The sequence below is a fragment of the Halalkalicoccus paucihalophilus genome (assembly GCF_001593955.1).
In the GTDB taxonomy this organism is placed as follows: domain Archaea; phylum Halobacteriota; class Halobacteria; order Halobacteriales; family Halalkalicoccaceae; genus Halalkalicoccus; species Halalkalicoccus paucihalophilus.
Genome location: NZ_LTAZ01000017.1, coordinates 65,629 through 88,860, shown reverse-complemented (window position 1 = coordinate 88,860; position 23,232 = coordinate 65,629). Strand labels below are relative to the sequence as shown.

Below are 23,232 nucleotides of genomic sequence, written 5' to 3'. Positions count from 1 at the left end.
TGTACTAAACTATTTATAATTTCTGATTCATTCGTTTCATGCGACCTATCGATGGATGGTGTGAGACGCGGGTTTATATGTCATGATTCGACAGACATAGTGTATGACGAAGCAAGCAGTGCTTTCACTGGAAGAGGCGGTATCCCGAATTGAGCCCGGGAGTTCGATCGCGACGGGCCTCGCGCTCGAACATGCGATCCCCTTCGCGGCGGGCCACGAACTGCTTCGGCAGGGGATCGACGACCTGACGATGATCGGGCCGATCAGCGACCTGCTGTTCGATCAGTTGGTCGGCGGTGGCGCGGTGTCACGGATCCGTGCGGCGTGGGTCGGCAACGTCAGTGCCGGTACTGGCTATCGGTTCCGCGAGGCCGTCGAGAGCGACGAGATCGATATCGAGGACCACTCGAACTTCAGCATCGCGCTCGCCTTACAGGCCGGAGCGATGGGCATCCCGTACCTCCCGACCCGGTCGTTGTTAGGAAGCGACGTCTTCGAGCGAAGCGGCCTGTTTCGCGAAGAGATCGATCCGTTTTCGGGGGATCGAATCACCCTCGTCCCCGCGATTTCACCCGATTGGGCGATCGTTCACGTGCAACGTGCAAGTCCCGACGGCGACGTCCACCTCTGGGGCAACACCGGCATCATCGACCCGGCTGTCGGCGCAGCCGAGAACGTGCTGGTCACCGCCGAGGAGGTCGTTGATCCCGACGTGATAACAAGCGATCCCAGTCGGGTTGCGATCACGCACGATCAGGTGACGGCCGTTGTGGAGTGTCCGTTCGGCGCCCACCCGTCGCCGCTCGCGGGCCACTACAACCGCGACAACGAGTACTACCTAGAGTATCACCGGCGAACAAAAACACAGGCGGCGTTCGACGAGTGGGCCGACGAGTGGGTTCACGGCGTTTCGGACCGCGAGGAGTACGCAGAGTGGATCGAGGCTGACCTCTCGATCACCGAGCCGATTGTCGCCGCGGAGGTGCGCTATGGCCAGTGAGTATACCCCCCGGGAGCTGATGGTCAGCGCCGCGGCTGCGGAGATTGAGGACGGTGACACCGCGTTCGTCGGGATGCGACTGCCGCTCATCGCGTTTCAGGTCGCCGTCAGCACCCACGCGCCGAACTCGATGGCCGTCTACGAGAGTGGGGTCGTTCGGGATTCCCCCGCCGACGGCTTTATCCACACGATGTGCGACCTGCCGAACCTGAACCGCGCGGTCTCAGCCACTGGGATGATTGACATCATGAGCCGTCTCCAGCGCGGCGACATCGACGTGGGCTTTCTCGGTGGCGCGGAGATAGACCGCTACGGCAACCTCAACACGACGTGGGTCCGCGCCGGCGACGACGAGATACGCCTCCCCGGTAGCGGCGGTGCGTGCGACATCGCCTGCATGGCCGATCGAACCGTGCTGCTCATGCCCCACGAACCCCGCCGGTTCACGGAAGAAGTCCACTACGTGACGAGCCCGGGTCACAGCCCTAATGGCGGGAGACGGACGGATCACCCTGCACCCGGCGGTGGCCCCAGCACACTCGTGACCTCGAAAGCGACGTTCGGCTTCGACGTCGACGGCGAACTCTACCTCCGAAGCGCCCATCCGGGGGTCTCGCCGGAAGAGGTCCTCACCGACTTCCCCTGGGAGATGAACACCGCCGAGGACATCGGAGAGGGGCCGGTGACGACGACCGCACAACCCACGGACGAGGAACTGGCGCTGATCCGGGCGTTCGACCCAGATGGATTCTGGACCCGATCCTGAGGTCATTACGGGATGACCGTCCCCAGTCAGTCAAACCGCAAGAGAAGGGGGGGACGTCTCCCGGTTCAGTCACCACGAGATGAAACGACTGTCGGGTTCGGTTGATGATGTTTCTATTCTCTCGGTGAACGGAACCGTTAGGTATTTCTCTCGAAACTATAATGACCTATTCGGATATGCAGTCCAGTATACCATCGGAGTACCTGCCGGACGAAGCGGACGGGCCGGATTACGTCCATGCCGTCCCGGAGGTACACTACCCTCGGCAGATCAACGTGGCGGAGGAGCTAGTGGACAGACACGTCCGTGAGGGGCAGGGGAACAACGTCGCCGTCTACTTCGAGGATCAAACTATCTCCTACGCGGAGTTACAGGAGGCCATCAACCGGATGGGGAACACGCTCCTCGACCTCGGGGTCGAGCCTGGCGATCGGGTCGTCGTCAGATTCCCAAACCGCCCCGAGGCTGTCGTCTCCTGTTTGGCCGCGCAAAAGATCGGTGCCGTCGCGCTTCCTTCAATGAAGCTGCTTCGAGCCGCGGAACTCGAACATATCATCAACAACGCCGAGGCGACGACAGTCGTCGTCTATGACGACCTCCTCGAGGAGGTCGAGAACGCGCTCCCGAACCTCGAAACCGTCGAGGACGTCGTCGTCGCCGACCGTAACGGCATCGATCACAACCATCACGATTACGACGAGCTACTCGACGATGCGAGCGCCGATCTCGACGCGTACGAGACGGAGCGGGACGACCTCGCGTTAATGCTCTACACGAGTGGGACGACGGGTGAGCCAAAAGGGGCTATTCACACCCACCAAAACCTGCTCGCGAGTGCAGATACGTACGCTCGATACTGTCTCGAACCGACCGAGGAGGACGTCTTCGGCGGGAACCCACCGCTGCCCTTCGCCTACGGCTACGGTGACCTCGTCACGTTCCCACTGCGCTTTGGCGCCAGCACGAGCCTCGTCGAGGACGCTACGCCGGGCGATCTGTTGGCGGCTATCGATTCACATGGGATCTCAGTGCTCTGTTCGATCCCGACCGCGTTCAACCAGATCCTCTCGAAGTACCCCGACGGCCCCGAGGAGTACGACGTCTCCTCGCTTCGGGTCGGTGCGAGTGCTGGCGAGCCGTTGACGCCGACGACCTTCGAGTCGTTCAAAGATGAGTACGGGATCGACCTCCTCGACGGCATCGGGACGACGGAGATGCTCCATATCTTCATCAGCCACCGACACGACGAGGAGATCGACCCGAGCGCGACTGGCTTTCCGGTCCCCGGTTACGAGTGTAAGATCGTCGATCCCGAGACCGGTGAGGAGTGCGATCGGGGCGAGGCGGGACTGCTCGCCGTTCGTGGCCCGACCGGTATCGAGTACTGGAACCGACCGGAGAAACAGGCCAACGCGGTGCGGGACAACTGGTCGTATCCCGGCGACATCTTCGTTCAGCGCGAGGACGGGCGCTTCGAGTATAAGTCCCGGAACGACGACCTCATCATTTCTAGCGGCTACAACATCCCCGGCCCGGAGGTCGAGGCCGTCATTGAGGAACACGACTCCGTCGGGGAGGTCGCCGTCGTCGGAAGCCCGGACGAGGAGCGGGGCGCGATCGTAAAGGCGTTCGTCGTTGCAGCCGACGGCGTCTCCCCGGAGGACAATCTGATCGAGGAGATCCAGAACCACGTCAAGGACACGCTCGCACCGTACAAGTATCCACGTGAGGTCGAGTTCGTACACGAACTCCCGCGAACTGAGACCGGGAAGATTCGCCGTATCGAACTCCGCAAACGGGAAGAAGAGAAGAAAGCCTAACGACTCATCAAATCCCCTCCCGTACGCGGCGTTTCGGTCAGTTACTACTGGCTTTCGGGGCCAGCGCCGTGATTCGGACCGCTGTATTCGATGTATGTATTCGATATCGTATACGGCAGGGATGCGGTACTGGTCATCCAGATATCGTCGCGGTTGACACTGCGGACACGAACCGAGCGCGAAAACCGATGTGCAGTATCGTTCATCGTTCTCACCAGATTAAATGACAGACATATTCATGTAATGTCTACTCGGAAAACAATCTGTATCCCCCCACCAAGACTAATAACACACGTATGGTTGTAATGTTCCTATTGGCCTTCTCCGGACTGAACAACCATATCGACGGGTAAGGCGATGAACCGCCCCGGGGGGTACTGTATACGATATACGTATACGACCTTCCGATCCTGGCATTCGATCTCGACCAAGGGATCATTGTCTCTCCTATTTACCTCTCTTTATATAATCAACAATAAAGGACGAGTGACTCAGTACCGTTTCAGTCATCTCGAACTCGATGGGGGCGTCCCGAAAGAACTCTTTTCGGTCACACGCGGATTCGCTGCTTCCGACCGTCAGGGGCTCTCGTTTGTTCGGATTCGCATATCCGAGCGTGGCTTTGCGATACAGGTGAGGACGTATCCTTCGTCCTTTTCGCTTTCCGCGAGGAACATCCCCTCCATCTGGTCGGCCTCGCCGTCCTCACACATGCCGCTACAGACGCCACAGACGCCCATTCGACATTGATAGGGGAGGTCGAGTCCCGCCTCCTCGGCCGCCTCGAGGATCGATTCGTTCTCGGCCACCTCGAGGGTCACCCCCTCGTCGACGAACTCGATAGTGTGTGTCTCGACCATGAGTTCTACTGCTCCTCAATGGAGCGTTCGAAGACGTGTTCGACGGGCTCGAAGTCGAGTTTCTCGTATACCTCGGCGGCCTTCTCGTCGCCGTCGACCACGTCGATCCGATAGAAGTCGATATCGCGTGGCGAGTCGGCGAACCACTCGTGGGCCTCTTCGATCAACGCCGTTCCGATGCCCTCGTTCCAGTGATCTTCCCGCACGTAGTGGCCGTTGATGTAGCCGTGATCCTTGAGACGGAAGATGGGATGGTCGCCCATCACGCGAGCCTCGAGAACGCCGATCAGTTCGCCGGATTCCTCGTGTTCGGCGACGATTACCGTTCCGTACTTCGAGTTGACGAGTTGGTTCTCGAAGTACTGGAGCCAGCGGTCGTCGGCATCCTCCTTGTGTTGATACCGGTCGTCGTACTTTGAAAGATGCTCCGTGAACCCGTGCCAGAGGTCAAGGATCTCCTCGCCATCGTCCACCGTACTGTGTCGCAGGGTGTACGTCATATCCCCTTATCTGCTCCCAACTACTAAAAAAGGTCGTGTCGAGCAATCTATTATATTTCTAATAATTTACCACAGCAGTCCATCGAAGCCTAGTGTCGAGTTCTTTGTTTCCCGGTCGTATCCCGACCGAGTACACGGATTTCGACCGACCGCAGTCAATGTTCGCTCCGGTTCGAGAGGCCATCGGACAGTTACTGGACAAATAGCCGAAGGAAACACGAAGGAGAACTGTATCGGGCAGCTGGGTACGGGAATCGTATACAGAAAACAATTATAGTGCTGGCCAAACAACAGGGGTGTAGAGTCGAACTATGACGACAGAGAAACAACTCAAACAGCGGGTTCAAAACGGGAAGATGATCGAATCGACCGAGGAAATGACGGAGGGGTATAAGAAAGCCCTGAAACAAATCCTGATGGTTTCCGGCGATACGGAACTGATGAGCGCCCCAGCGTACTACGATCAGTCGCTCAACGCCCCATCGCCCAACGCGCGTGCGTCCTGCATCAGCGTTATCCAAGACGAACTCGGCCACGGTCACATTGCCTACCGGCTGCTCGAGGATCTCGGTGAGGACCGCGAGGAGCTCATCTACGGACGTGAGCCCCATGAGTTCCGCAACACGTACGGCTTCGACCAGCACATCGAGAATTTCGCCGAACTCGTGACGGCCCACGGCCTGTTCGATCGGGCGGGGATCGTCCTCCTGGGCGATATCCATGAAAACACCTCGTATGCCCCTTGGAAACGTGCGCTCACGAAGGTCAACAAAGAAGAGCAGTTCCACCTCCGCCACGGTGAGACGTGGATGCGCAGGCTCGCGAACAAGAACGACAAGACCCGCGCGAAGCTCCAAGAGGCCGTCGACTGGATGTTCCCGATCGGGATCGAGTGGTTCGGGCTGCCGGACGACAAGAAGAAACACGACGACCAGCTCGAGTACCGAATCAAGGGCAAGTCCAACGACGAACTCCGCCAGGACTGGCTCGCGCGGTCGATGCCGCTCATGAACGAACTCGACCTCGACGTGCCGGCCCACTACGACGAGGAGGCCGACGAGTACGTCATCGAATACGACATGCCGATCGCGTTCGACGCCGCGAACAAGGAGTGGCGCTACGACGAGTCCATCTCGTGGAGCGACGTGATGGATCGCTGGCGCTCGCGCGGGCCGGCCAACGAGAAGTACGTCGACCTCATCCAGTCGGGCACCGTCGACGTGGGGGTCTAAGATGTCGAGCGCACGACAGCGGGTTGACGACGCGTCCAGTCCCGTACACGCAAGCGAGTTCGTCGAGCAACGCCGCGCCGAGGCGAGCGCCTACGAGGAGTACCTCTGGGACGTCGTCGACGAGATTCCGGACCCGCACATCCCCGTCAGTCTGGTCGAGATGGCGATGATCTACGACATCGAGGCCAACGACGGGGACGTCGTCGTCGAGATGACCTACCCGTGTATGGGCTGTCCGGCCTACGACATGATTCAAAACGACATCGAGAGCTGCCTGACCGTCCTCGACGGTGTCGACAACGTCGATGTTGAGGTCGTCTGGGATCCGGTTTGGTCGAAGGAGATGCTCACCGCGGAGGTCAAAGAGAAGATGCGAAAATCGGGGATCAGCCTCTGAGCCATGAAGTACGAAGTATTCGCCCGGATCAATCAGGGCGACGAGACGCTCCACATCGGCAACGTGCGGGCGCAGAACGATCGCCTCGCGAGGATGTACGCACACAACACGTTCGACGAGGAGGACTGGAACTACCTCGCGGTCGTTCGTGCCGAGGATCTGATAGAGGTCACAGGCGAGCGACCCACAGCGAGGGTGAGCGCCGATGAGTGACTGGCCGGAGCCGGCAGTCGACTACGTCCAAGCCATCGCGGACACGAAACTCGTCCTCGGGCACCGGAACGCTCAGTGGAGCCTCGCAGGCCCCTCGCTTGAGGACGACATCGGCGGAGCGAGCGCCGCCCAGGAGGAGATCGGCCACTTCCGCCAGTTCGTCAACGAACTGGCCTCACAGGGCCGGGAGAAAGACTGGCTGAACGGCAAACGCAACGCCGAGGAGTTCAACAACGCCGCCTGCCTCGACCGGATCGACGGCGACTGGCCGGCGTACGTCGCCTCGATCGCGCCGGCCGACCGGGCGGCGTGGTACATGATCGACTCGATCGCCGTCGAGCACCTCGACGGGTTGATCACCAAGATGGGTGAGGACGAGTACTTCCACCTCGAGTACCACGACGCCCGCCTCGAGACGCTGGCCGAAGACGACCCTGAGGGGATCCAGTCGACACTGGAAACCACCCTTCCGCAGGCGCTCGCGTTCATCGGACCTGCCGAATACGACAAGGAGACGGATCCCCTGATCCAGGCTGGCTTTACCAATCGCTCGATCACCGAGATCCGCGAGGCGTTCGAAGAGCACTACCGCAACCTGTTCGCGGAGACGGACGTCTCGCTTGACGGTGTTGACTGGGACGCGCCGGTCCGCGAGGAGTGGGACGAGGTCAGGCGCCGGGTCGGCGGCGGATCGATCGGCGAGGCCGACGCTCGACAGCTCCGGGGCACCGAAAACGAACTGTTTGCGATGGACTAACGTCATGGACGATTCAGCATCGGACCCGGAGGTCGTCTGCCCGTTCTGTGGCTCTACGGATACCGAGCGGGAGTCCGCGTTCGGAAGCGAGATCTCCAAGATGCAGTACTACTGTAACGGCTGTCACACCGTCTTCGAGCGGATCAAGTTCGACGGCAAACAGCCGGATACCGGATAACCGCGTCGGCGTCGTTTTCGACGAGGTTGTCCCTCGGGGAGCGATAGCCATCCGACCGGCCGTATCGGTATTCGAGCCCCCGGATCGTTCGTGATAGAAAGGTACTTATGTGCCACTACTGATGAACGGTGTGTATGCAATCGTTTAGTGAGCTAGATCTGGAATTCTTCCAGACCGAACTGGAGGACCACATCGGAACCATCCGTATCGACCGGCCGCCGGCCAACGCCCACAATATCGACGTGCTCCTCGAACTGCAGCGGGCCGTCGAGACGGTCCGGTTCGACGAGGACGTCCGGGCCGTGCTGTTCGGAAGCGCCAACGAGAAGTTCTTCTCGACGGGCTTCGACATCAAGGCGCTCCAGCAGGAGTCGGGCAAACAGGTCGGCTACGCGAGCCAGACGAGCAAGGAGATCATCATGAAGATGCGGACGACCGACACCATCTTCATCGCTATGGTCAACGGCCACTGCATGGGCGGCGGGCTGGAACTCGCACTCGCCTGTGACTTCCGGTACGCCGGGAACGACGACGACTACAACGTCGGCATGCCCGAGATCCACCTCGGTCTCATTGCCGGCGAGGCGGGGACTCAACTGCTTCCCCGCTACATCGACCGCTCGACCGCGCTCAAGATGATGATCACCGGCGAGACGATCACGCCCGAGGAGGCGAAAGAGCGAGGCATCTTCGACGAACTCCACCCGCCCGAGGAGGTTGAGGACGCCGCCCGTGAGTTCGCCCAGCAGATCGCACAGAAGTCTCACATGGCCGTCGGCCACAACAAACTGGCCGTCAACGAGGGTCTGGAGATGCCCTTATCGGATGCGCTGTCCCATGAGCGCGAGCTTCAGAACCGCCTGCTCGGCTCCGACGTGGCGAAGGAGGGCGTCGACGCGTTCCTCGGCGATCACGACCCCGACTTCCTGGGCGTCGAACTCGGCGAGAAGGAACCGGGCGAGCCGAGCGACGAGTAATCCGACCCACGAGCCCTACCGCGAAATCCCGGTCCCATATCGTATCCTTTTACGAACCCTGCCTTCGACGACGCGTGCGTCTGGACGTGCTTGAACCCTTAGAGCCCCAGCGCCTCGCTCGCGACGGTCGTCCGCTGGATCTCGTTCGTCCCACCGATGATGCTCAGAATCTTCGCATCTCGGTAGAACCGTTCAAGCGGTAGGTCCGTGCGGTAGCCCTTCCCGCCGTGGACCTGGATCGCGTTCCGTGTGACGAACTCCGCGGCCTCGCTCGCGGCGAACTTCGCTCGGCTCGATTTGCGCGTGTTCGCCTCCCCGTTGGCGATCGCGATCGCCGAATCGTAGACGAGGTGGCGCGCCCCGACGAGTTGGGCGTCCATGTCGGCGACGAGGACCTGCACCGCCTGGTACTGGCCGACCGCCTGCCCACCTTGCTCGCGCGCGCCCGCGTAGTCGATGGCCTCGTCGAACGCGGCGCGGGCAATCCCGGTCCCGATGGCTCCCAACCCCGTCCGAGCCATGTCGATGGTACCCATCGCGATCCGAAAGCCCCCACCGACCTCGCCGAGCAGCGCGTCCTCGCTCACGCGGACCCCCTCGAACGTCGAGTCGCCGGTGACGTGCCCGCGCATCCCCATGAACTCTTCGCGCTCGAACGTGAAGCCATCGCGGTCGTCGACGCCGGGGACGAGGAAGACGCTTACCCCGTGACCGTCCTCGGGTGCGGGCCGCTTGCGGGCGATGACGAGGTGGATGTCCGCGACACCGGCGTTCGTCCCAAAGGACTTCTCGCCATCGATCGAGTAGCTCTCCCCGTCGGTCTCGGCGACCGTCTCCAGTTCCGTCGGCGAACTGCCCGCACCGGGTTCAGTCAATAACATTGCGCCGACCCGCTCGCCGCGGACCATCGATTCGAGGTATGCCTCTCGCTGTTCGTCGGTGCCGAAGTTCAGGATCGGGAGCGTCGCGAACGTGTGGCCCTGGATCGTCTCGGCCACCGCTCCGCTGGCCTCGGCGACCCGTTCGACCGCCAGGCAGTACGAGAGAAAGTCCGAGCCCTCGCCGCCGTACTCCTCAGGGACCATGATCCCGAGCATGCCCCGATCACCCGCTTCCTCAATCACCTCCCGGGGGAACTCATCATTTCGCTCGATGTGTTCTGCCTCGGGTTCGACGACGTCGGCGGCGAACGTCGCCGCCCGATCACGAATCTCGCGGTGCTCCTCGGAGAGCGCGCTCTCGATGAGGGTCATACGGTTCGACACGCGGGACACGCCACCATAAAGGTTCTCGGAGGGGGCGACGCGATGGGCTACGGGGGTACCTCGACGCTACTCGAGGCTTACGTTGACGTTCTTCGTCTGGGTGTACTCGTGGATTGCCTCGGCGCCCTGCTCGCGCCCGAGGCCGCTCTGCTTGAACCCGCCGAAGGGCGTCTGGGGCTGGGTGACCGGAAATTCGTTGACGCTCACCATCCCGTAATCAAGAGTGGCGGCGACAGAGTGAGCCGTCTTCAGGTCGGAGGTCCAGATCCCGGCCATCAGTCCGTACGGCGAGTCGTTGGCGATCTCGACGGCCTCCTCGCGGTCGGCGAACTCGATCACGCTCAGGACGGGGCCGAAGATCTCCTCCCGGGCGATCGTCATCTCGTTCGAGACGTCAGTGAACACCGTCGGCTCGACGAAATAGCCGGCGTCCTTGTCCTCGGGGACGCCGCCGCCCGTGGCGACCGTCGCACCTTCCGCCTTCCCGGTCTCGATGTACTCGAGCACCTCCCGCTGCTGGCCCTCGCTGACGGTCGGTCCCATCCGGCCGCCGTCGTCAATTCCGCTTCCGAGCGGCGTTGCCTCTGCGCGCTCGACGACGCGCTCGACCACCTCGTCGTGGACATCCTCGTGGACGAGCAGGCGTGACCCCGCCCAGCACATCTGGCCGGCGTTCATGAAGATGCCGTAGTGGACCCCGCCGGCAGCGGCGTCGAGGTCGGCGTCCTGGAAGACGAGGTTCGGCCCTTTCCCTCCGAGTTCGAGCGTGACGCCCGTAACGTTTCGTGAGGCGTGCTCCATGACGCCCTTGCCGACGCCCGTGCTGCCCGTGAACGCGACGTGATCGACGTCCGGGTGTTCGGCGAGGCGGTTCCCGGCGGTGCTCCCCCGGCCGGGGACGACGTTCAGGACGCCGTCAGGCAGGCCCGCTTCCTCCGCCGCGGTCGCGTAGTACAGCGCCGATAGGGGCGTCGTACTGGAGGGTTTCAGGACAGCCGTGTTCCCACAGGCCAGCGCCGGCGCGAGGCTCCGACCGGCGAGCTGGAACGGGTAGTTCCACGGGATTACGTGGCCGGTGACGCCGAGCGGCTCGCGAACCGTGTAGTTCAGCCTATCGCCGGGGACCGGCACCTCGTCGCCCTGGACCTTGTCGGCCCAGCCAGCGTAGTACCGGAAGGTGTCGATCACCATGTCGACGTCCAGCGTCGCCTCGAAGGGCGTCTTGCCGTTGTCCTGAGACTCGACGCGGACGATCTCGTCCTTTTGTCCCTCGATCGCGTCGGCCATCGCGTACAGCCGTGCGCCGCGCTCGCGGGGGGCGAGTGACCGCCACTCCGCGTCGCGTTCGACCGCTCTTTCTGCGGCCGAGACGGCGCGGTCGACATCCTCTACCGTGGCCTCCGCGACCTCCGCGTAGGGTTCCTCCGTCGCCGGATCTTCCGTGACGAACGTCTCGCTGCGCTCTGCGCTCGTCCACTCACCGTCGATATACAGGTCTGTCGGACCGGAATAGCTCATCCAGAGAGGTCTTCTTCGAGGACGGTTAAAAATATGAGGTTCACACCGATTGTGAGTAGGTCATATCTGCTGAGAACACTCGATCGAAGCCCGGGCCCCGAAGAACATTATTAATAATGCTGATATCGATACGGACCTATGGAGATCAAAGCTGCGGTTATACGAGAAGAGTCGGGGCCGTTCGAGATCGAAACGCTGGAATTAGACGATCCCCAGCACGGGAAAGTCCTGGTTCGCATCGTTCAGCGTCGAGACGACGGCGAACACGACCGTCCTTCGGCAGGCGGTCGACTGCCTACAACAGAACGCCGACTGCGCGGTCGTCGGCGCCCCGCCGCTGGGAGCCGAGGTGAGTCTCGACGTGAACAATGTCCTGTTTGGCCGGAACATCAAGGGAGTCATCGAGGGGAACTCCACCCCGGACCTGTTCACCCCCGACCTGATCGACCTTTACCGCGCTGGGAAGTCCCCATTCGACGAACTCGTCACGTACTACGATTTCGAGGACATCGAACGGGCGGTCGAGGAGCAGGAGAACGGCGAGGTGGTCAAGCCGGTCCTTCGGATGAGCGAGCCCTAACCCCGCTGCGCACCCTCGCACTTGAACCAATTCTATAAGTCACATCGGCAGGAACGTGAAGGTATGCGAGACGCATACGTGATCGGAGCCGGACAGTCGTCGTTCGGTTCCTTTCCCGAGGAGACCTACCTCTCGCTGTTCGAGAGCGCATTCGAGTCCACTCTCAATAGCGTCGAGGGCGAGCTTCCGACCGAAGTGATCGATGAGGCGCATCTGGGAACGCTCGGCGTCGGCGGCCGGCAGATCGGCCTCTCTGGGCCGGCGGTGACCGAACACATTGGCTTGCACGGCGTGCCGACGACCCGCGTGGAAAACGCCTGTGCAGCAAGCGGCTACGCCTTCCGCCAGGCTGTCACCGCCGTGCGTTCGGGCATGGTCGACGTCGCACTGGCCGGTGGCTACGAGGTGATGACCGACACGAGCGCCGACGGGACCAAGTGGTGGCTCGGCGTCAGCGGCGAGACCGAATGGGAGCGCATCAGCGGGACCACCTTCGCCGGCGTTTATGCCCAGATGGCAAGCGCCCACCTCGAGGAGTACGACACGACCGTCGAGGACCTCTCGCGGGTCGCGGTCAAGAACCACGCGAACGGCGCGAAGAACCCCAAAGCCCACCTCGGCTTCGAGTGCTCGCTCGAGGACGCCGTCTCCGCGCCGTCGGTCGCCGATCCGCTCAACCTGTATCATTGCTGTCCGACCACCGACGGTGCGAGCGCCGTACTGGTCGCGAGCGAGGAGGTTGCCCGCGAATACGGTGAGGAGTTGATCCGCGTCGCGGGTGCGGGCGCCTCGAGTGGGCGGGTCGGCCTCTTCCAGCGGGGTACGCTCACGAGCATCCCAGCGAGCGTCCGGGCCGGCGAGGCCGCCTACGAGGAGGCCGGGATCGGCCCCGAGAACCTCGACTTCGCGGAGGTCCACGACTGCTTCGCCATCGCCGAACTGCTGGCCTACGAGGATCTGGGCTTCTGCGAGCGAGGCGAGGCCGGACGCCTTCTGCGAGAAGGTGTCACCGATCCCGACGGCGATCTCCCGACCAACACGAGCGGCGGGCTCAAATCGAAGGGCCACCCGATCGGTGCCACCGGAACGGGCCAGATCGTCGAGGCATTCGAGCAGTTCCGCGGCGAGGCCCACGTACAGACCGATCGGCCGCGCTATGGATTGACGCACAACGTCGGCGGATCCGGCGGCGGGGTGACCGTTCACGTTTTCGAGCGGGAGGAGGCAGCATGAGGGGGATCGACGCCGGCGGGATCTACCTCCCCCGGTTCCGGCTGTCGACCGAGGAGACGGCCGCGGCGTGGGGCCACGCCGACGCGAGGGGAATCGACCGGAAGACGGTCCCCGCGGCCGACGAGGACGCGCTGACGATGGCCGTCGCGGCGGCCGAGCGCGCCCTCGAAAGTGCGTCTCTCGAACGCTCAGCGATCGAACTCGTGGCGATGGCGACGACGACCCCGCCGATGGCCGAGGGCGACTTCCTCTCGCGGTTCGTCCGGATGCTCGCGCTGCCCGAGGACGTCGCCGGCTCCGTTTCGACCCAGCACACCGCCGCGGGTGGGGAGGCGTTCGCGCGGGCGCTCGACGCCGACGGGCCGGCGCTGGTCGTCGCCGCAGACTGTCCGGAGGGCGATCCAGCCGACGCCGACCACCCGCTGGGCGCCGGCGCGGCGGCGTTCGTGATCGACGACGAGGCGGTTGTCCCGGTCCGGGATATCGCGTGGTACAGCGACGAGACCCCGGGGATCCGCTTTCGGCCCCGTGGCGAGCGCGAGATCGACTCGCTCGACGTCACGACTTACGAGCGGAGTGCGGTCCGCGAGGCCGTGACCGAGGCGGTGACGGCTCTCGAGGTCGACGCGAGCGAGGCGACGGCCGCGGCGCTCCACCAGCGCGACAGGAAGTTCCCGTACCGCGTTGCCGGCGACCTGCCCCTCTCGAACGAGGCCGTGGCGGCCGGAACCGTCGTGGATCGGATCGGCGACGCCGGTGCGGCGACGGTCCCGATCGGTCTGCTCGCCGTACTCGCCGAGGCTGACGAGGGGGAGTCGACGGTCGGCGGCTTCTTCGGCGGGGGAACCGCGGTCGCCCTCGAACTTGAGGGTGGTTTCCCGATCGCGGGGATCGACGACCTCGACGGGGAGGAAGCGATCGGGTACACCGAGTACCTCCGCAAGCGGGGTTACGTCGTCGAGGGCGAGGTCGCAGGTGGCGGCGCGAACGTGAGCCTCCCGAACTGGCAGGGCTCGCTCGATCAGCGCTACCGCCTGATCGCGGGGGAATGTCCCGACTGCGGCGGGGTCACGTTCCCACCCCGCGGAGCCTGTCAGGAGTGTCACTCGCGGGTCGAGTTCGAGCGGATCGAGGCGTCTCGAACGGGGACGATCCGGGCGCTGACGGTCATTGGGCAGGGTGGCGCCCCGCCGGAGTTCGCTGAGTTACAGCAACGGGAGGGCGCGTACGCGGTCGCCATCGTCGCCCTCGCGGCCGGCGACGGCGAGGCGACGCTGCCTGCCCAGTTGGCCGACGTCGATCCCGAGGCGGTCGCGGTCGGTGACACCGTCCGGGCGACGATCCGGCGGATCTACACCCAGGAGGGGGTGCCGCGCTACGGCGTCAAGTTCAGATCGGAGGGGTAGTCCGCGACGCGCGGTCGGTAGCGGATCGACTCTTCGTCCGTCCGCTCAACGACATCGAGTGCAGCCAGCCGATCGAGATGCGCGGCGGCCTCGCCGGCGCCAAATTTCGCGTGGATACCGCGCATTTCGCCGAAGAGGTTACGAGCGACCATCCACGACGTAGAATCGGCGACGGTCGACAACGCGTGAAAGGCCGCGAGGGCGCGCTCGCGATGGTGTGTTCGAACCTCGTCGACGGCCCTCGTCACGTCCATCGTCGTCCCATGGCCTGGTTCTCCCTCATCGAATCGGGCGTTTACTCGATCGATCGAGGAGAGGTACGTCGCTAAGGGATCGTCAGTGCGCGTATCGCTACCCCCGACATTCGGCGTGTACGTCGGGAGGAGGAGATCACCGAGCAACAGCGTGTCGTCGATGGCGAATGAGCTATGTCCCAGTGTGTGGCCGGGTGTATGGACGAATTCTAGACCGGCGACCGTCTCACCGTCCTCGTGGGCTGTGATGGGATACGTCTCGGGCATCGGTGATGGCGAGTCTGAATTAATCAGTGCTTCTCGTCGTGGCTTAGGGACGCCCCAGCGTCGAAGCGTTGCGACGTCCCGATCGAGGCGACGCTGGCGCGCGGCTGCGTACTCGCCGACGAGAGGTGCGTCTGAGGAATGCATATGGAGCGTCGCATCTGCCGCTTCGGCCAATCGGCAGGCAAGACCGGCGTGATCCGAGTGCCAATGTGTTACGAGCACATGCTCAACGGACGATAGGGCAGGTCTGATCGCCTCAGTTAGTGCGGTCCATGCTGTCTCGGTCGGGGGCCCTGGGTCGACGATAACGCCGCGATCAGGGAAATGATATGCGCTGTTGACTCCTTCAGGCGTTCCCGTATCAACCGGAATGCGAATTGGCTTAGTCATCGGATTTTTCTTCCAAATTGAGATCGCTCCACTTCTCGAGGGATAGCTCTCGAACGTCCTCTGGATAGGAGTTTTGGAACGTCACTCGTGGGGCAATGTACTCCTCGTCCCATTGGGGGTCCCAAGTCGCGTTGATGTAGAGGCGTGATCCTGTTTGACCATCACGACGGTATCGCGGGATGCTGGCGGCAGGTGCATTGGGATCGCTGAAGATCCAGTCATTGCTCGGATGGGCTTTCACCCACATATCATCAAGCGCGCGTGCGAGATCGTCGGGTTCAGTGTGTTCATCCAGTATCAGAACCTTGTCGAAGAAGTCCGAGAACGAAAACAAGACATTGGCCAACTGCCACTCGAATCCCGAGTAGAGAATCTCGCTAGAGACGAGACAGATCCCAAGTCGTCCCTCGACGGGTAACCGAATCCATGATACCGGCGAAACACCCCAATAACCGTTGATACGTCGGTAGAGCTCCGCAGCCTCGACAAGTGCGGTCAGGTGGAGATCGTCGGTTAGCGGTGCTCCGAGGGGAATGAAGGGGACGACGGGATCTTCACGCGTTGCAATGGCCTCAACCTCAACAGTCACGCCCACCGTCTCGCATCCTCGCTCCCAGACCGCAACTGGTCCGGAGACTCCATCATTGACATCGATGATCGAACCGTCGAGACGCACTTCTGCATCTGCAGGAACTGTTCGTCCATCGATATCCACGACGGCCGTCTCACCCAGAGCAGCCGCCAGTTTCGGAACAGCTGACGTAGTTCGATCTAATGTCCATCCCTGCAATGCAGTGACCAGCGGCGCTGCAGCGATGCCGAGAGAAATACTTGCTTGGCGGTTATCGCCACACCACTCGATAAACGGTTGAGGAACTGAAAGTCGTAGTTGGGATCGGCGGTGAATCGCTCCACGAACCGGTGCCCACGATGTCATCCCTTCGTGCTCGACGGCGATCAAACCAAGCGTGATCAGCTGTCGACCATTCGGCTCAACGGTCGGAAGTCCTAACGAGGCCGGATTACTTGAGGACTTGATCGTTGCAGCTGGCTCCTCAAGGACGATATGATCGGGTGCACGTGTGTTTCGTCGAGAGACTGCCTCAAGAAGTTGTACGTAATCGTCCCCTTCACGGTCAAGCGCTTTCTTGAGCCGCCGCCATGGTTGATGGGTGCGACTGGAAATCTGAGCGTGCCCCGCATATATGCCGCTGGCTAAATCGACTTCGCCGGACGTAGATGTGAATCTAAGCCCTTTACAGTCGTGTTTGAGCGCCTCTACCGCGACGGCTGCTGTTTCCTCGTCCCAGTGGACGTGTTCAGTTACCGTCAACAGGTCCTCGTTAGCGTCGAGAATTCGAAGATGGTCTCGGAAGGATATCATCGAGATCCCCCTCTTTGTGCCGAATCGGTAAACGGTAGCATATCAGGATTTGCTCCTGCATCTTCGAGTACGGACCGTGCCCAATTTTGCAGATCGTCGTCCAACGTACCGGTAACAAAGTCGTCATCACTCCTTGTTGCGTCGATGTACGCTTTGGCTGTCTTAGCTTTCGAGGTTCCCGTCTGGACGTTACCCTTCTCGCTGGGTGTCTGGTAGATGTTCAATGGAACCTTTGGCATCGTCTCGACGCCAAACTGATGGAAGTCGCTGTCGGGATCGGCGTGCAAAACGAGTGCTTCGAGGACCTCGCGCTGATCGAAGGGATCAATGTCGGCGTCGACGAACACGAAGAAATCAACGTGCAACATTCCCCACGTGGTGAAGATGAAGTTCGCGAGTTCGTGAAGGTATCCTGGATCCGTGTTTCCGGTTGAGATTACGTATACACCCCGCGGGGTTGATGACCAGGGAACGCATTGATCGATATCGAACCCCCCGGCTTGCAAGCCCAAAGTTGCATCTGGTCCGACGCAGCCGACCTCCATCGAACTCGTCGAGTTCTCAGTGTATCCAACTCCCGTTCCCTCAACACAAAATGGGATGATTGGCCGTTTCCGGTGAGTGATTCCGGTGACCCGTAGGGTCGGCATTGATCGCCGTGGACCATGCATGTAGCCGAAATAATCCCCAAACGGGCCCTCATCACGGCGGATGTTTGGAACGATCTCTCCTTCGATGATTAGTTCGGCCGTCGCCGGGACCAAAAGGTCGTTTGTTTCACAGGGAACGAGTTCGATCGGTGATCCCTTCAGGCCACCAGCGAAGGCCGCCTCGCTCCGTCCGGTAGGAATCCACATTACGGAGGTGTACTGAACGGCAGGTTCGGTACCCACAGCAATAGCGACCGGCATCGGTTCATCCTCACGTTCGTATTTATAGTAGAAGAGGTTCGGCGTCTGCTCGCCGGCCAACAACAATACGCTTGCTGTTTCATTGTCGTGTATCATCGCTCGATGATATGACCAGTCGATCCAGGCCGAATCCGGATCAGATACGATCAGCGTATGGAGGTTAGAATAGCGACCGCCATCTCCAGCATGAATATAGGGCCACGGGAATTCAAGCAGGTCAACATCTGTCTCAACGCGAGTAACCTCCTTACAGGGAGCGTCTTCCGGGGAGATCGTCACTGGCTCGCGCGGATTCTGGAGTCGCGAAATCGTCTCCCTATAAAATTCTTGGCGGGAGATATCCTGCGGTAGATCGATACCCTGTGCGATACGATCCCACGGCCGTCGCTGACTGCCGCGATATGGATCTCCAACTAACCGTCTACCGTCGACATCTTCGAATAAGGGTATTCCATGGTCACGTTCGTTCGCCAACATTGTCAACGCACTAGCCTCAAGGTTCCATGATATCCGATCCTTGACCTCAATGAGGTCGTTTTTTTCATCAAGCGTCTGCAGGTAGTCGCGCAAGCTATCAACCGTCATGTTTCTCTTGATTGGTATCCAATAATTCCTGATGTTCGATTTTTACCTTAAGATCGACATATTCGTCTACGAGTTCCGGATGTGTATTGGCGAGATATTCGAACATAATCGTCCGACTTGCTTGCGAGACAGAGCTATATTGGCCCGTCTTGACTAAATAGCGAAGCAACGTTTTCACTTCGTCAGACCGTGTATTGATGATATTCGCACCGTCCTTCACTTCATCCATTGTTGTACGGAGGAGTTCCCTATCGACGCTTTCAGACTCAATATCAGCTGTGAGGATCTCAATATACCACTTCTCTTCCTTGTTCTCATGGGGTCCCTTAACGACGGTCAGTGGGGCAGGATCAGCAAGTACGTCAGGATTCCGACTGATCCGGGCCCGTGTGTTAAATATCTCTCTTGTGTCCTTATCGCTAATCTGGAGCGTAATCTCCTTGCCCTCGGGCTCGGGCGGAAGGTTGGTTTCGGACGTTACGTATTCCTCAGACATACGCCGTATTACTCCTTTTCGAGCCGAATAGATAAGCTCTTGGTGTATCGTAGCATGCCTGTTGATGACTCTACGATTGGAGATACGATACTACTTCATGTTTGCCTGCTGTATTCGATCTAGCGGACGGTCAATTACTCTGCAAGTGGAACTGACTGATGAGTACGAGCGGTCGTCGCTGGTCACGGCAGATAACACGTTCACCTTGTGAAGAAGCAAACTGGAATCGGCTAAGTCGTGAATAAGACGGTTGAGAGCACGAATTCCGAGTGGCATTGCTAGCTAGAGCGGCTTTGAATGTGAATCATCGATTTGAACGCTATCTTCGGACTTCCGTTTCACCAATTCTGCTGAAACCACGCATCACAAACCTCTAACCCAGTGTAGTCAACTTCCAGTACGCAGTAGTTGAGACTGGTCTTCTCAATGCATACACCCGTCGCAGGCTTAGTCTGAAGCAGGTCATGTTCGTTGATTCAATCTAAATCGTGCAGTCTGGCGGACCTATAGCTCGTGTAGTCTCAACTACCGACCTGTCCTAGGAAGGTGAGCGCGTTCGGATTCACGGAGCGGCGAAGAACTGGTACAATGAGTGCGTCTCGGTGTCTCTGACCGGTTGGACCACGGTCCACTTCCCTGAACGCAGTCGGTGGTGGGAAGCATAGCCGGTCGTCGCAACTCTCTTTTTTGCTACGAGCCGAACCGGCCCAAGCCCCACCGCCCCACCCTCCGCTCCGTGCTCGCTCCCTCCGGTCGCTGCGCGCACGGCCACGACCTTTGATACCGACGACGGGAACGAATATTTGGGAGACAAATCTGAGGTTGGCTCACCGTTCACGACCCATTCCTGAAGAGCAGCACTCTTGAGTCGAGACTCCATGTGCACCACTATGTCTGAACCGATCTACGTGATTGGCCACCAACAACCAGATACCGACACGATTTGCTCAGCGTTAGCATACGCACGATTGAAGAGGGAACAAGGTGCAGACGTTGTTCCTGCACGTACAGGAGCCCTAAACCCAGAAACACAGTTCGTCGTAGACCGGTGGGGTGTTGAAATCCCAGTGCTTCTCGACGATGCCGCAGGCGAACAGGTGATACTCGTTGATCACAACGAGTACAGCCAAACGGTGACCGGAGCGGAGAACGCAGAGATTGTCGAGATAATCGACCACCATCGTATCGGTGACATCGAAACGAGCGAGCCCATTCTGTTTCGAAATGAGCCTGTCGGGTCAACTGCGACGATACTCACACAGCTGTTTGACGACGCGAACGAGACGATACCTACGCAGACCGCGGGGCTGTTGCTGAGCGGGATTCTCAGTGATACCGTCGTACTCCGGTCTCCAACGACGACTGAACGCGACCGGGCCGCTGCCACACGGCTTGCCGATATTGTTGATGTGGACTACGAAGCGTACGGAAAAGAGCTCCTCACGCAGAAGAGCAAAGTCGGGGAGAAAAGTCCACGAGAGATGGTACTCAGCGATTTCAAGGAGTTCGACTTCGACGGACAACAGGTCGGCATTGGACAGATCGAAACGGTAGAGCCGTCGGTCGTATTGGATCAACAAGATGCCGTCCTCGAGACCATGGACGATGTCGCTACTGAGCGCGACTATGCAGTATTTTTGCTCCTCGTTACCGACCTGCTTGAAGAAGATTCGACTGCACTCGTCGCTGGTCCAGAGGTCGAACCCGTCGAAAAGGGACTAGACACGACGTTCACGGACCGTGAAGCGTTTCTTCCGGGAGTGATGTCCAGAAAGAAGCAAGTCGTCCCGTTGCTAGAAGACGCATTCGGCGCTAATTCCGCTTGAGTAAGTGAAGGTGCTATTCGGGGTGGATTCGACGGATATACTGATCGATGGACATCGCTAAAGGACATTGAGATGCGGAGCCGCTCGATTACCTTCTTCTATCTGATCTTAGGTCTCGATCACTGTTCAGTAGTTGAGACTGGCTGTCTCAATGCATACGGTTCCAATTGGCTCTGCTGGTATCCGATTTATTAGATACTGATTGAGGTGAAACCGTTGTTAGATAGGGATATGAATTTACCAGTGGACCTAACCTTGATACAGATTATGTTCCAAAACTACATTGGAAACAGAGCGTAGACATCTCGATGAATGCTCCGTCAGATTAAGTCTTCATCCCATGTCCAGTGAGGGGCATCACCACGTCTGCATCTTCCGCAAGCGTTCCGCTTTCCCGGTACGCCGCAAGAGCCGCAGGTGCGATTGCAGAGGTTGGTTCCACGTAGAACCCTTTTTTGTGGAGGCGATCTAACTCCGTCTGCACGGCATCTCCCGCAATGGCAATCGCATCACCGCCGGTCTCAGCAATCGCATCTAGGAGCTGTTGTTTCCGCGTCGGCTCCCGTATCTGGATGCCGTCCGCGACATCGTTCTCACCTTCGGGGGCCTCGTGGAGTTCACTCGCAATCGGAGCGTAGCCGGCGGCTTGCGCACCGAGTAGACGCGGCACTGAGTCGATCCATCCCGCTTCAGACAACGCCTTGAAACCACGGTACACCCCCAGGAACAGGGTGCCATGACCAAGTGGCATCACGATCGCATCAGGGACGCTCCAGTCACGTTGGAGCGCGACCTCGTACGCAAACGTCGCCGTTCCTGCGAAGAACGCTGGACTCCACGAATGACTTGCGTACCACGCATCGCCAGATTCGACGGCATCGATGCAGGCATCAGTCACAGCTTGGCGTCCGCCTTCGATCCGAACAGGCGTCGCACCGGCCCGTTCGATCGCTCGGAGCTTCGACTCTTTCACCTCCGCCGGGACGTAGATCTCCGCATCGATGCCTGCTTGGGCGGCGTAGGTTGCGATAGCAGCTCCAGCGTTCCCTGATGAATCTTCCACGACGCGATCTGCGCCACACGCAAACGCGTGACTGATCGCCGTGGTCGCACCCCGATCCTTGAAGCTCCCCGTCGGGGAGACGTATTCGAGCTTGAACTGGGCGTCCCAGGTCGATGATGGGATCAGCGGCGTCATTCCTTCGCCGAGAGAGGGACCTTTCCTGACGGGGATGAATATATCAAAAGACCAGAGTCCGTCTCGCGTGTCGAACTGACCGGGGTCTGGTCGGTCGTACTCCGGAAGCGGTTGCTGAGCGAAGTCGAGGACACCGCCACACTCACACCGCCACTGATCGCTGTATGTCCGGCCACACGAGGAACAGACGAGTTCTGGGGTGGTCATACTCTTTCTTTGTCACTGGGAGTCATATGGACACCGATAGCGCGACGTCTTGACGAAGACAGAAGGGGTCTCATACCCATGAGCGGCTCTGGTAGGAGAGGACGCACTGATCGTTCTCTCTCAGAAACGGCCCGAGCAAGGCGATGGGAGGATATTAGAGACTCGCGTCGAAAGCCCGGGCAATGTCAGTAGTTGTCATCTCTACCGGTGGGACGATAGCTTCGACCAAGGACTCTGGTGGTGGAGCCAGTCCTGAATTGACCGGCGAAGACCTCATCGCAAGCGTCCCAGGGCTGAGCGACGACATCGAGTTGACTACAGACGACTTCTCGAATATCCCCAGTCCGCAGTTCTCTATCAGCCAGATGCACAGGCTTAGTGAGCTGGTAGCCGAGTATGACCGTGATGATACGGTGGATGGTATCATCGTTACACAGGGGACGGATACCCTCGAAGAGGTAGCGTACTTCGTGGACCTCTGTTACGATGGCGATACGCCTGTCGTCTTCACGGGCGCGATGCGGAATCCATCGCTGGCGAGTCCTGATGGTCCAGCCAATCTCCTCACGGCCATTCGAACGGTGACGAGCGACGGTGCTCGTGGACGCGGAGTCCTTGTCGCTTTCAACGATCAGGTCCACGCGGCCAAGCTCGTCACGAAGACCCACTCAATGAGACTAGATGCGTTCCAGTCGCCCGAGCTAGGTCCGCTCGCCGTTCACGACGAAGAGACGGTCCGATGGCGAGCCAGCGTCGATCCGACCCCGACGATCGACGTCGATCCGGAGACACTGACGAGCGAGGTCGCTGCCCTCACGGTGACGGTGGATATACCCCCTTCGCAGATACCTGAACCGGGCGATTTCGAGGCGGTAGCACTGGCAACTACCGGTTCGGGCCACATTCCGCCAGGGATTATTCCCCCCTGAAAGCCCTCGCACGAGAGGATGTCCCACTTGTAGCTACGACGCGTTGCCCGGAGGGGAGACTCGCCAGGTCGACCTACGATTAC

23 protein-coding genes and 1 pseudogene are annotated in these 23,232 nt (G+C 60.2%); 15 read left to right on the top strand and 9 right to left on the bottom strand.

Going from position 1 to position 23,232, the window contains the following annotated elements:
• Positions 1–103 precede the first annotated feature (103 nt).
• The 3 genes from HAPAU_RS18325 (at position 104) to HAPAU_RS18315 (ending at position 3,586) form a co-directional block, all read left to right on the top strand.
• Complete coding sequence (locus tag HAPAU_RS18325) at positions 104–1,000, top strand: CoA transferase subunit A (protein ID WP_066385548.1); 897 nt, start codon at positions 104–106, stop codon at positions 998–1,000.
• On the top strand, positions 990–1,766 hold the full coding sequence (locus tag HAPAU_RS18320; protein WP_066385546.1) for a CoA-transferase subunit beta: 777 nt from the start codon (positions 990–992) through the stop codon (positions 1,764–1,766). Before HAPAU_RS18325 ends, HAPAU_RS18320 begins: the two co-directional genes overlap by 11 nt.
• A 176-nt stretch (positions 1,767–1,942) precedes the next feature.
• Positions 1,943–3,586: an acyl-CoA synthetase gene (locus HAPAU_RS18315; protein WP_066385860.1), complete on the top strand. Its 1,644-nt coding sequence runs from the start codon at positions 1,943–1,945 to the stop codon at positions 3,584–3,586.
• Positions 3,587–4,164: 578 nt separating this feature from the next.
• Here the strand turns inward: HAPAU_RS18315 and HAPAU_RS18310 are convergent.
• Together HAPAU_RS18310 and HAPAU_RS18305 are read right to left on the bottom strand one after the other, a co-directional pair.
• A complete protein-coding gene (locus tag HAPAU_RS18310; protein WP_066385545.1) occupies positions 4,165–4,446 on the bottom strand; it encodes a 2Fe-2S iron-sulfur cluster-binding protein in 282 nt (93 codons plus the stop codon).
• A gap of 5 nt (positions 4,447–4,451) precedes the next feature.
• Positions 4,452–4,946 carry a GNAT family N-acetyltransferase gene (locus HAPAU_RS18305; RefSeq protein WP_066385543.1) on the bottom strand — a complete coding sequence of 165 codons (495 nt, stop codon included), beginning with the start codon at positions 4,944–4,946 and terminating at the stop codon, positions 4,452–4,454.
• A gap of 311 nt (positions 4,947–5,257) precedes the next feature.
• On the opposite strand from HAPAU_RS18305, the gene HAPAU_RS18300 reads away from it, so the two are divergent.
• The 6 genes from HAPAU_RS18300 (at position 5,258) to HAPAU_RS18280 (ending at position 8,700) form a co-directional block, all read left to right on the top strand.
• On the top strand, positions 5,258–6,178 hold the full coding sequence (locus tag HAPAU_RS18300) for a Phenylacetic acid catabolic protein (RefSeq protein ID WP_066385542.1): 921 nt from the start codon (positions 5,258–5,260) through the stop codon (positions 6,176–6,178).
• Between the two features lies 1 nt (position 6,179).
• On the top strand, positions 6,180–6,575 hold the full coding sequence (locus HAPAU_RS18295) for a metal-sulfur cluster assembly factor (RefSeq protein ID WP_066385540.1): 396 nt from the start codon (positions 6,180–6,182) through the stop codon (positions 6,573–6,575).
• A 3-nt stretch (positions 6,576–6,578) separates the two neighbouring features.
• Positions 6,579–6,788 (top strand): phenylacetic acid degradation PaaB family protein, encoded by a 210-nt coding sequence (locus tag HAPAU_RS18290; protein WP_066385539.1) that lies wholly within the window; start codon positions 6,579–6,581, stop codon positions 6,786–6,788.
• Complete coding sequence (locus HAPAU_RS18285; protein ID WP_066385538.1) at positions 6,781–7,545, top strand: Phenylacetic acid catabolic protein; 765 nt, start codon at positions 6,781–6,783, stop codon at positions 7,543–7,545. Before HAPAU_RS18290 ends, HAPAU_RS18285 begins: the two co-directional genes overlap by 8 nt.
• Positions 7,546–7,549: 4 nt before the next feature.
• The gene (locus HAPAU_RS21945; protein ID WP_169802691.1) at positions 7,550–7,723 is read left to right on the top strand and encodes a PaaD-like zinc ribbon domain-containing protein; all 174 of its coding nucleotides are present in this window, start codon (positions 7,550–7,552) and stop codon (positions 7,721–7,723) included.
• A 134-nt stretch (positions 7,724–7,857) separates the two neighbouring features.
• Positions 7,858–8,700 carry an enoyl-CoA hydratase/isomerase family protein gene (locus HAPAU_RS18280; RefSeq protein WP_066385537.1) on the top strand — a complete coding sequence of 281 codons (843 nt, stop codon included), beginning with the start codon at positions 7,858–7,860 and terminating at the stop codon, positions 8,698–8,700.
• A gap of 98 nt (positions 8,701–8,798) precedes the next feature.
• Here HAPAU_RS18280 and HAPAU_RS18275 read toward each other — a convergent pair whose 3' ends face one another.
• Together HAPAU_RS18275 and HAPAU_RS18270 are read right to left on the bottom strand one after the other, a co-directional pair.
• Complete coding sequence (locus tag HAPAU_RS18275; RefSeq protein WP_066385535.1) at positions 8,799–9,953, bottom strand: acyl-CoA dehydrogenase family protein; 1,155 nt, start codon at positions 9,951–9,953, stop codon at positions 8,799–8,801.
• A 78-nt stretch (positions 9,954–10,031) separates the two neighbouring features.
• Positions 10,032–11,483, bottom strand: a complete 1,452-nt coding sequence (locus HAPAU_RS18270) for an aldehyde dehydrogenase family protein (RefSeq protein WP_066385533.1) — start codon at positions 11,481–11,483, stop codon at positions 10,032–10,034.
• A 349-nt stretch (positions 11,484–11,832) separates the two neighbouring features.
• Here HAPAU_RS18270 and HAPAU_RS18265 point away from each other — a divergent pair, with 349 nt between their 5' ends.
• The 3 genes from HAPAU_RS18265 (at position 11,833) to HAPAU_RS18255 (ending at position 14,702) form a co-directional block, all read left to right on the top strand.
• On the top strand, positions 11,833–12,063 hold the full coding sequence (locus tag HAPAU_RS18265) for an aryl-alcohol dehydrogenase (protein ID WP_084383894.1): 231 nt from the start codon (positions 11,833–11,835) through the stop codon (positions 12,061–12,063).
• A 63-nt stretch (positions 12,064–12,126) separates the two neighbouring features.
• On the top strand, positions 12,127–13,296 hold the full coding sequence (locus HAPAU_RS18260) for a thiolase C-terminal domain-containing protein (protein WP_066385529.1): 1,170 nt from the start codon (positions 12,127–12,129) through the stop codon (positions 13,294–13,296).
• Positions 13,293–14,702, top strand: coding sequence for a zinc ribbon domain-containing protein (locus tag HAPAU_RS18255; RefSeq protein WP_066385526.1), 1,410 nt, complete (start codon positions 13,293–13,295; stop codon positions 14,700–14,702). The genes HAPAU_RS18260 and HAPAU_RS18255 overlap by 4 nt, the downstream gene beginning before the upstream one ends.
• Here HAPAU_RS18255 and HAPAU_RS20570 read toward each other — a convergent pair.
• Genes HAPAU_RS20570 through HAPAU_RS18235 form a run of 4 tightly spaced genes read right to left on the bottom strand, consistent with a single transcriptional unit; the run spans position 14,672 to position 18,989 of the window.
• Entirely contained in the window at positions 14,672–15,613 is a 942-nt protein-coding gene (locus HAPAU_RS20570; protein ID WP_084383893.1) for an MBL fold metallo-hydrolase, read from the bottom strand. The two genes, HAPAU_RS18255 and HAPAU_RS20570, sit on opposite strands and share 31 nt — an antisense overlap.
• Positions 15,606–16,997, bottom strand: coding sequence for a UbiD family decarboxylase (locus HAPAU_RS18245; RefSeq protein ID WP_066385525.1), 1,392 nt, complete (start codon positions 16,995–16,997; stop codon positions 15,606–15,608). The genes HAPAU_RS20570 and HAPAU_RS18245 overlap by 8 nt, the downstream gene beginning before the upstream one ends.
• Positions 16,994–18,493 carry a UbiD family decarboxylase gene (locus tag HAPAU_RS18240; RefSeq protein ID WP_066385524.1) on the bottom strand — a complete coding sequence of 500 codons (1,500 nt, stop codon included), beginning with the start codon at positions 18,491–18,493 and terminating at the stop codon, positions 16,994–16,996. The genes HAPAU_RS18245 and HAPAU_RS18240 overlap by 4 nt, the downstream gene beginning before the upstream one ends.
• The gene (locus HAPAU_RS18235; protein ID WP_066385523.1) at positions 18,483–18,989 is read right to left on the bottom strand and encodes a hypothetical protein; all 507 of its coding nucleotides are present in this window, start codon (positions 18,987–18,989) and stop codon (positions 18,483–18,485) included. The genes HAPAU_RS18240 and HAPAU_RS18235 overlap by 11 nt, the downstream gene beginning before the upstream one ends.
• A 542-nt stretch (positions 18,990–19,531) precedes the next feature.
• Between HAPAU_RS18235 and HAPAU_RS22635 the strand changes: the two are divergent.
• Both HAPAU_RS22635 and HAPAU_RS18230 read left to right on the top strand, forming a co-directional pair.
• A pseudogene (locus HAPAU_RS22635) lies at positions 19,532–19,654 on the top strand (DNA-binding protein); the annotation flags it as partial.
• 225 nt (positions 19,655–19,879) lie between these two features.
• Positions 19,880–20,815: a manganese-dependent inorganic pyrophosphatase gene (locus HAPAU_RS18230; protein WP_066385522.1), complete on the top strand. Its 936-nt coding sequence runs from the start codon at positions 19,880–19,882 to the stop codon at positions 20,813–20,815.
• Positions 20,816–21,140: 325 nt separating this feature from the next.
• On the opposite strand, the gene HAPAU_RS18225 is transcribed toward HAPAU_RS18230, so the two are convergent.
• Positions 21,141–22,220: a pyridoxal-phosphate dependent enzyme gene (locus HAPAU_RS18225; protein WP_066385520.1), complete on the bottom strand. Its 1,080-nt coding sequence runs from the start codon at positions 22,218–22,220 to the stop codon at positions 21,141–21,143.
• A gap of 182 nt (positions 22,221–22,402) precedes the next feature.
• On the opposite strand from HAPAU_RS18225, the gene HAPAU_RS18220 reads away from it, so the two are divergent.
• Positions 22,403–23,149 carry an asparaginase gene (locus tag HAPAU_RS18220; protein WP_245634243.1) on the top strand — a complete coding sequence of 249 codons (747 nt, stop codon included), beginning with the start codon at positions 22,403–22,405 and terminating at the stop codon, positions 23,147–23,149.
• Positions 23,150–23,232 lie beyond the last annotated feature (83 nt).

Coding starts and splice junctions, on each gene's coding strand:
- HAPAU_RS18325 (WP_066385548.1), top strand. CDS start 104: ATGACGAAGCAAGCAGTGCTTTCACTGGAAGAGGCGGTATCCCGAATT.
- HAPAU_RS18320 (WP_066385546.1), top strand. CDS start 990: ATGGCCAGTGAGTATACCCCCCGGGAGCTGATGGTCAGCGCCGCGGCT.
- HAPAU_RS18315 (WP_066385860.1), top strand. CDS start 1,943: ATGCAGTCCAGTATACCATCGGAGTACCTGCCGGACGAAGCGGACGGG.
- HAPAU_RS18310 (WP_066385545.1), bottom strand. CDS start 4,446: ATGGTCGAGACACACACTATCGAGTTCGTCGACGAGGGGGTGACCCTC.
- HAPAU_RS18305 (WP_066385543.1), bottom strand. CDS start 4,946: ATGACGTACACCCTGCGACACAGTACGGTGGACGATGGCGAGGAGATC.
- HAPAU_RS18300 (WP_066385542.1), top strand. CDS start 5,258: ATGACGACAGAGAAACAACTCAAACAGCGGGTTCAAAACGGGAAGATG.
- HAPAU_RS18295 (WP_066385540.1), top strand. CDS start 6,180: ATGTCGAGCGCACGACAGCGGGTTGACGACGCGTCCAGTCCCGTACAC.
- HAPAU_RS18290 (WP_066385539.1), top strand. CDS start 6,579: ATGAAGTACGAAGTATTCGCCCGGATCAATCAGGGCGACGAGACGCTC.
- HAPAU_RS18285 (WP_066385538.1), top strand. CDS start 6,781: ATGAGTGACTGGCCGGAGCCGGCAGTCGACTACGTCCAAGCCATCGCG.
- HAPAU_RS21945 (WP_169802691.1), top strand. CDS start 7,550: ATGGACGATTCAGCATCGGACCCGGAGGTCGTCTGCCCGTTCTGTGGC.
- HAPAU_RS18280 (WP_066385537.1), top strand. CDS start 7,858: ATGCAATCGTTTAGTGAGCTAGATCTGGAATTCTTCCAGACCGAACTG.
- HAPAU_RS18275 (WP_066385535.1), bottom strand. CDS start 9,953: ATGACCCTCATCGAGAGCGCGCTCTCCGAGGAGCACCGCGAGATTCGT.
- HAPAU_RS18270 (WP_066385533.1), bottom strand. CDS start 11,483: ATGAGCTATTCCGGTCCGACAGACCTGTATATCGACGGTGAGTGGACG.
- HAPAU_RS18260 (WP_066385529.1), top strand. CDS start 12,127: ATGCGAGACGCATACGTGATCGGAGCCGGACAGTCGTCGTTCGGTTCC.
- HAPAU_RS18255 (WP_066385526.1), top strand. CDS start 13,293: ATGAGGGGGATCGACGCCGGCGGGATCTACCTCCCCCGGTTCCGGCTG.
- HAPAU_RS20570 (WP_084383893.1), bottom strand. CDS start 15,613: ATGACTAAGCCAATTCGCATTCCGGTTGATACGGGAACGCCTGAAGGA.
- HAPAU_RS18245 (WP_066385525.1), bottom strand. CDS start 16,997: ATGATATCCTTCCGAGACCATCTTCGAATTCTCGACGCTAACGAGGAC.
- HAPAU_RS18240 (WP_066385524.1), bottom strand. CDS start 18,493: ATGACGGTTGATAGCTTGCGCGACTACCTGCAGACGCTTGATGAAAAA.
- HAPAU_RS18235 (WP_066385523.1), bottom strand. CDS start 18,989: ATGTCTGAGGAATACGTAACGTCCGAAACCAACCTTCCGCCCGAGCCC.
- HAPAU_RS18230 (WP_066385522.1), top strand. CDS start 19,880: ATGTCTGAACCGATCTACGTGATTGGCCACCAACAACCAGATACCGAC.
- HAPAU_RS18225 (WP_066385520.1), bottom strand. CDS start 22,220: ATGACCACCCCAGAACTCGTCTGTTCCTCGTGTGGCCGGACATACAGC.
- HAPAU_RS18220 (WP_245634243.1), top strand. CDS start 22,403: ATGTCAGTAGTTGTCATCTCTACCGGTGGGACGATAGCTTCGACCAAG.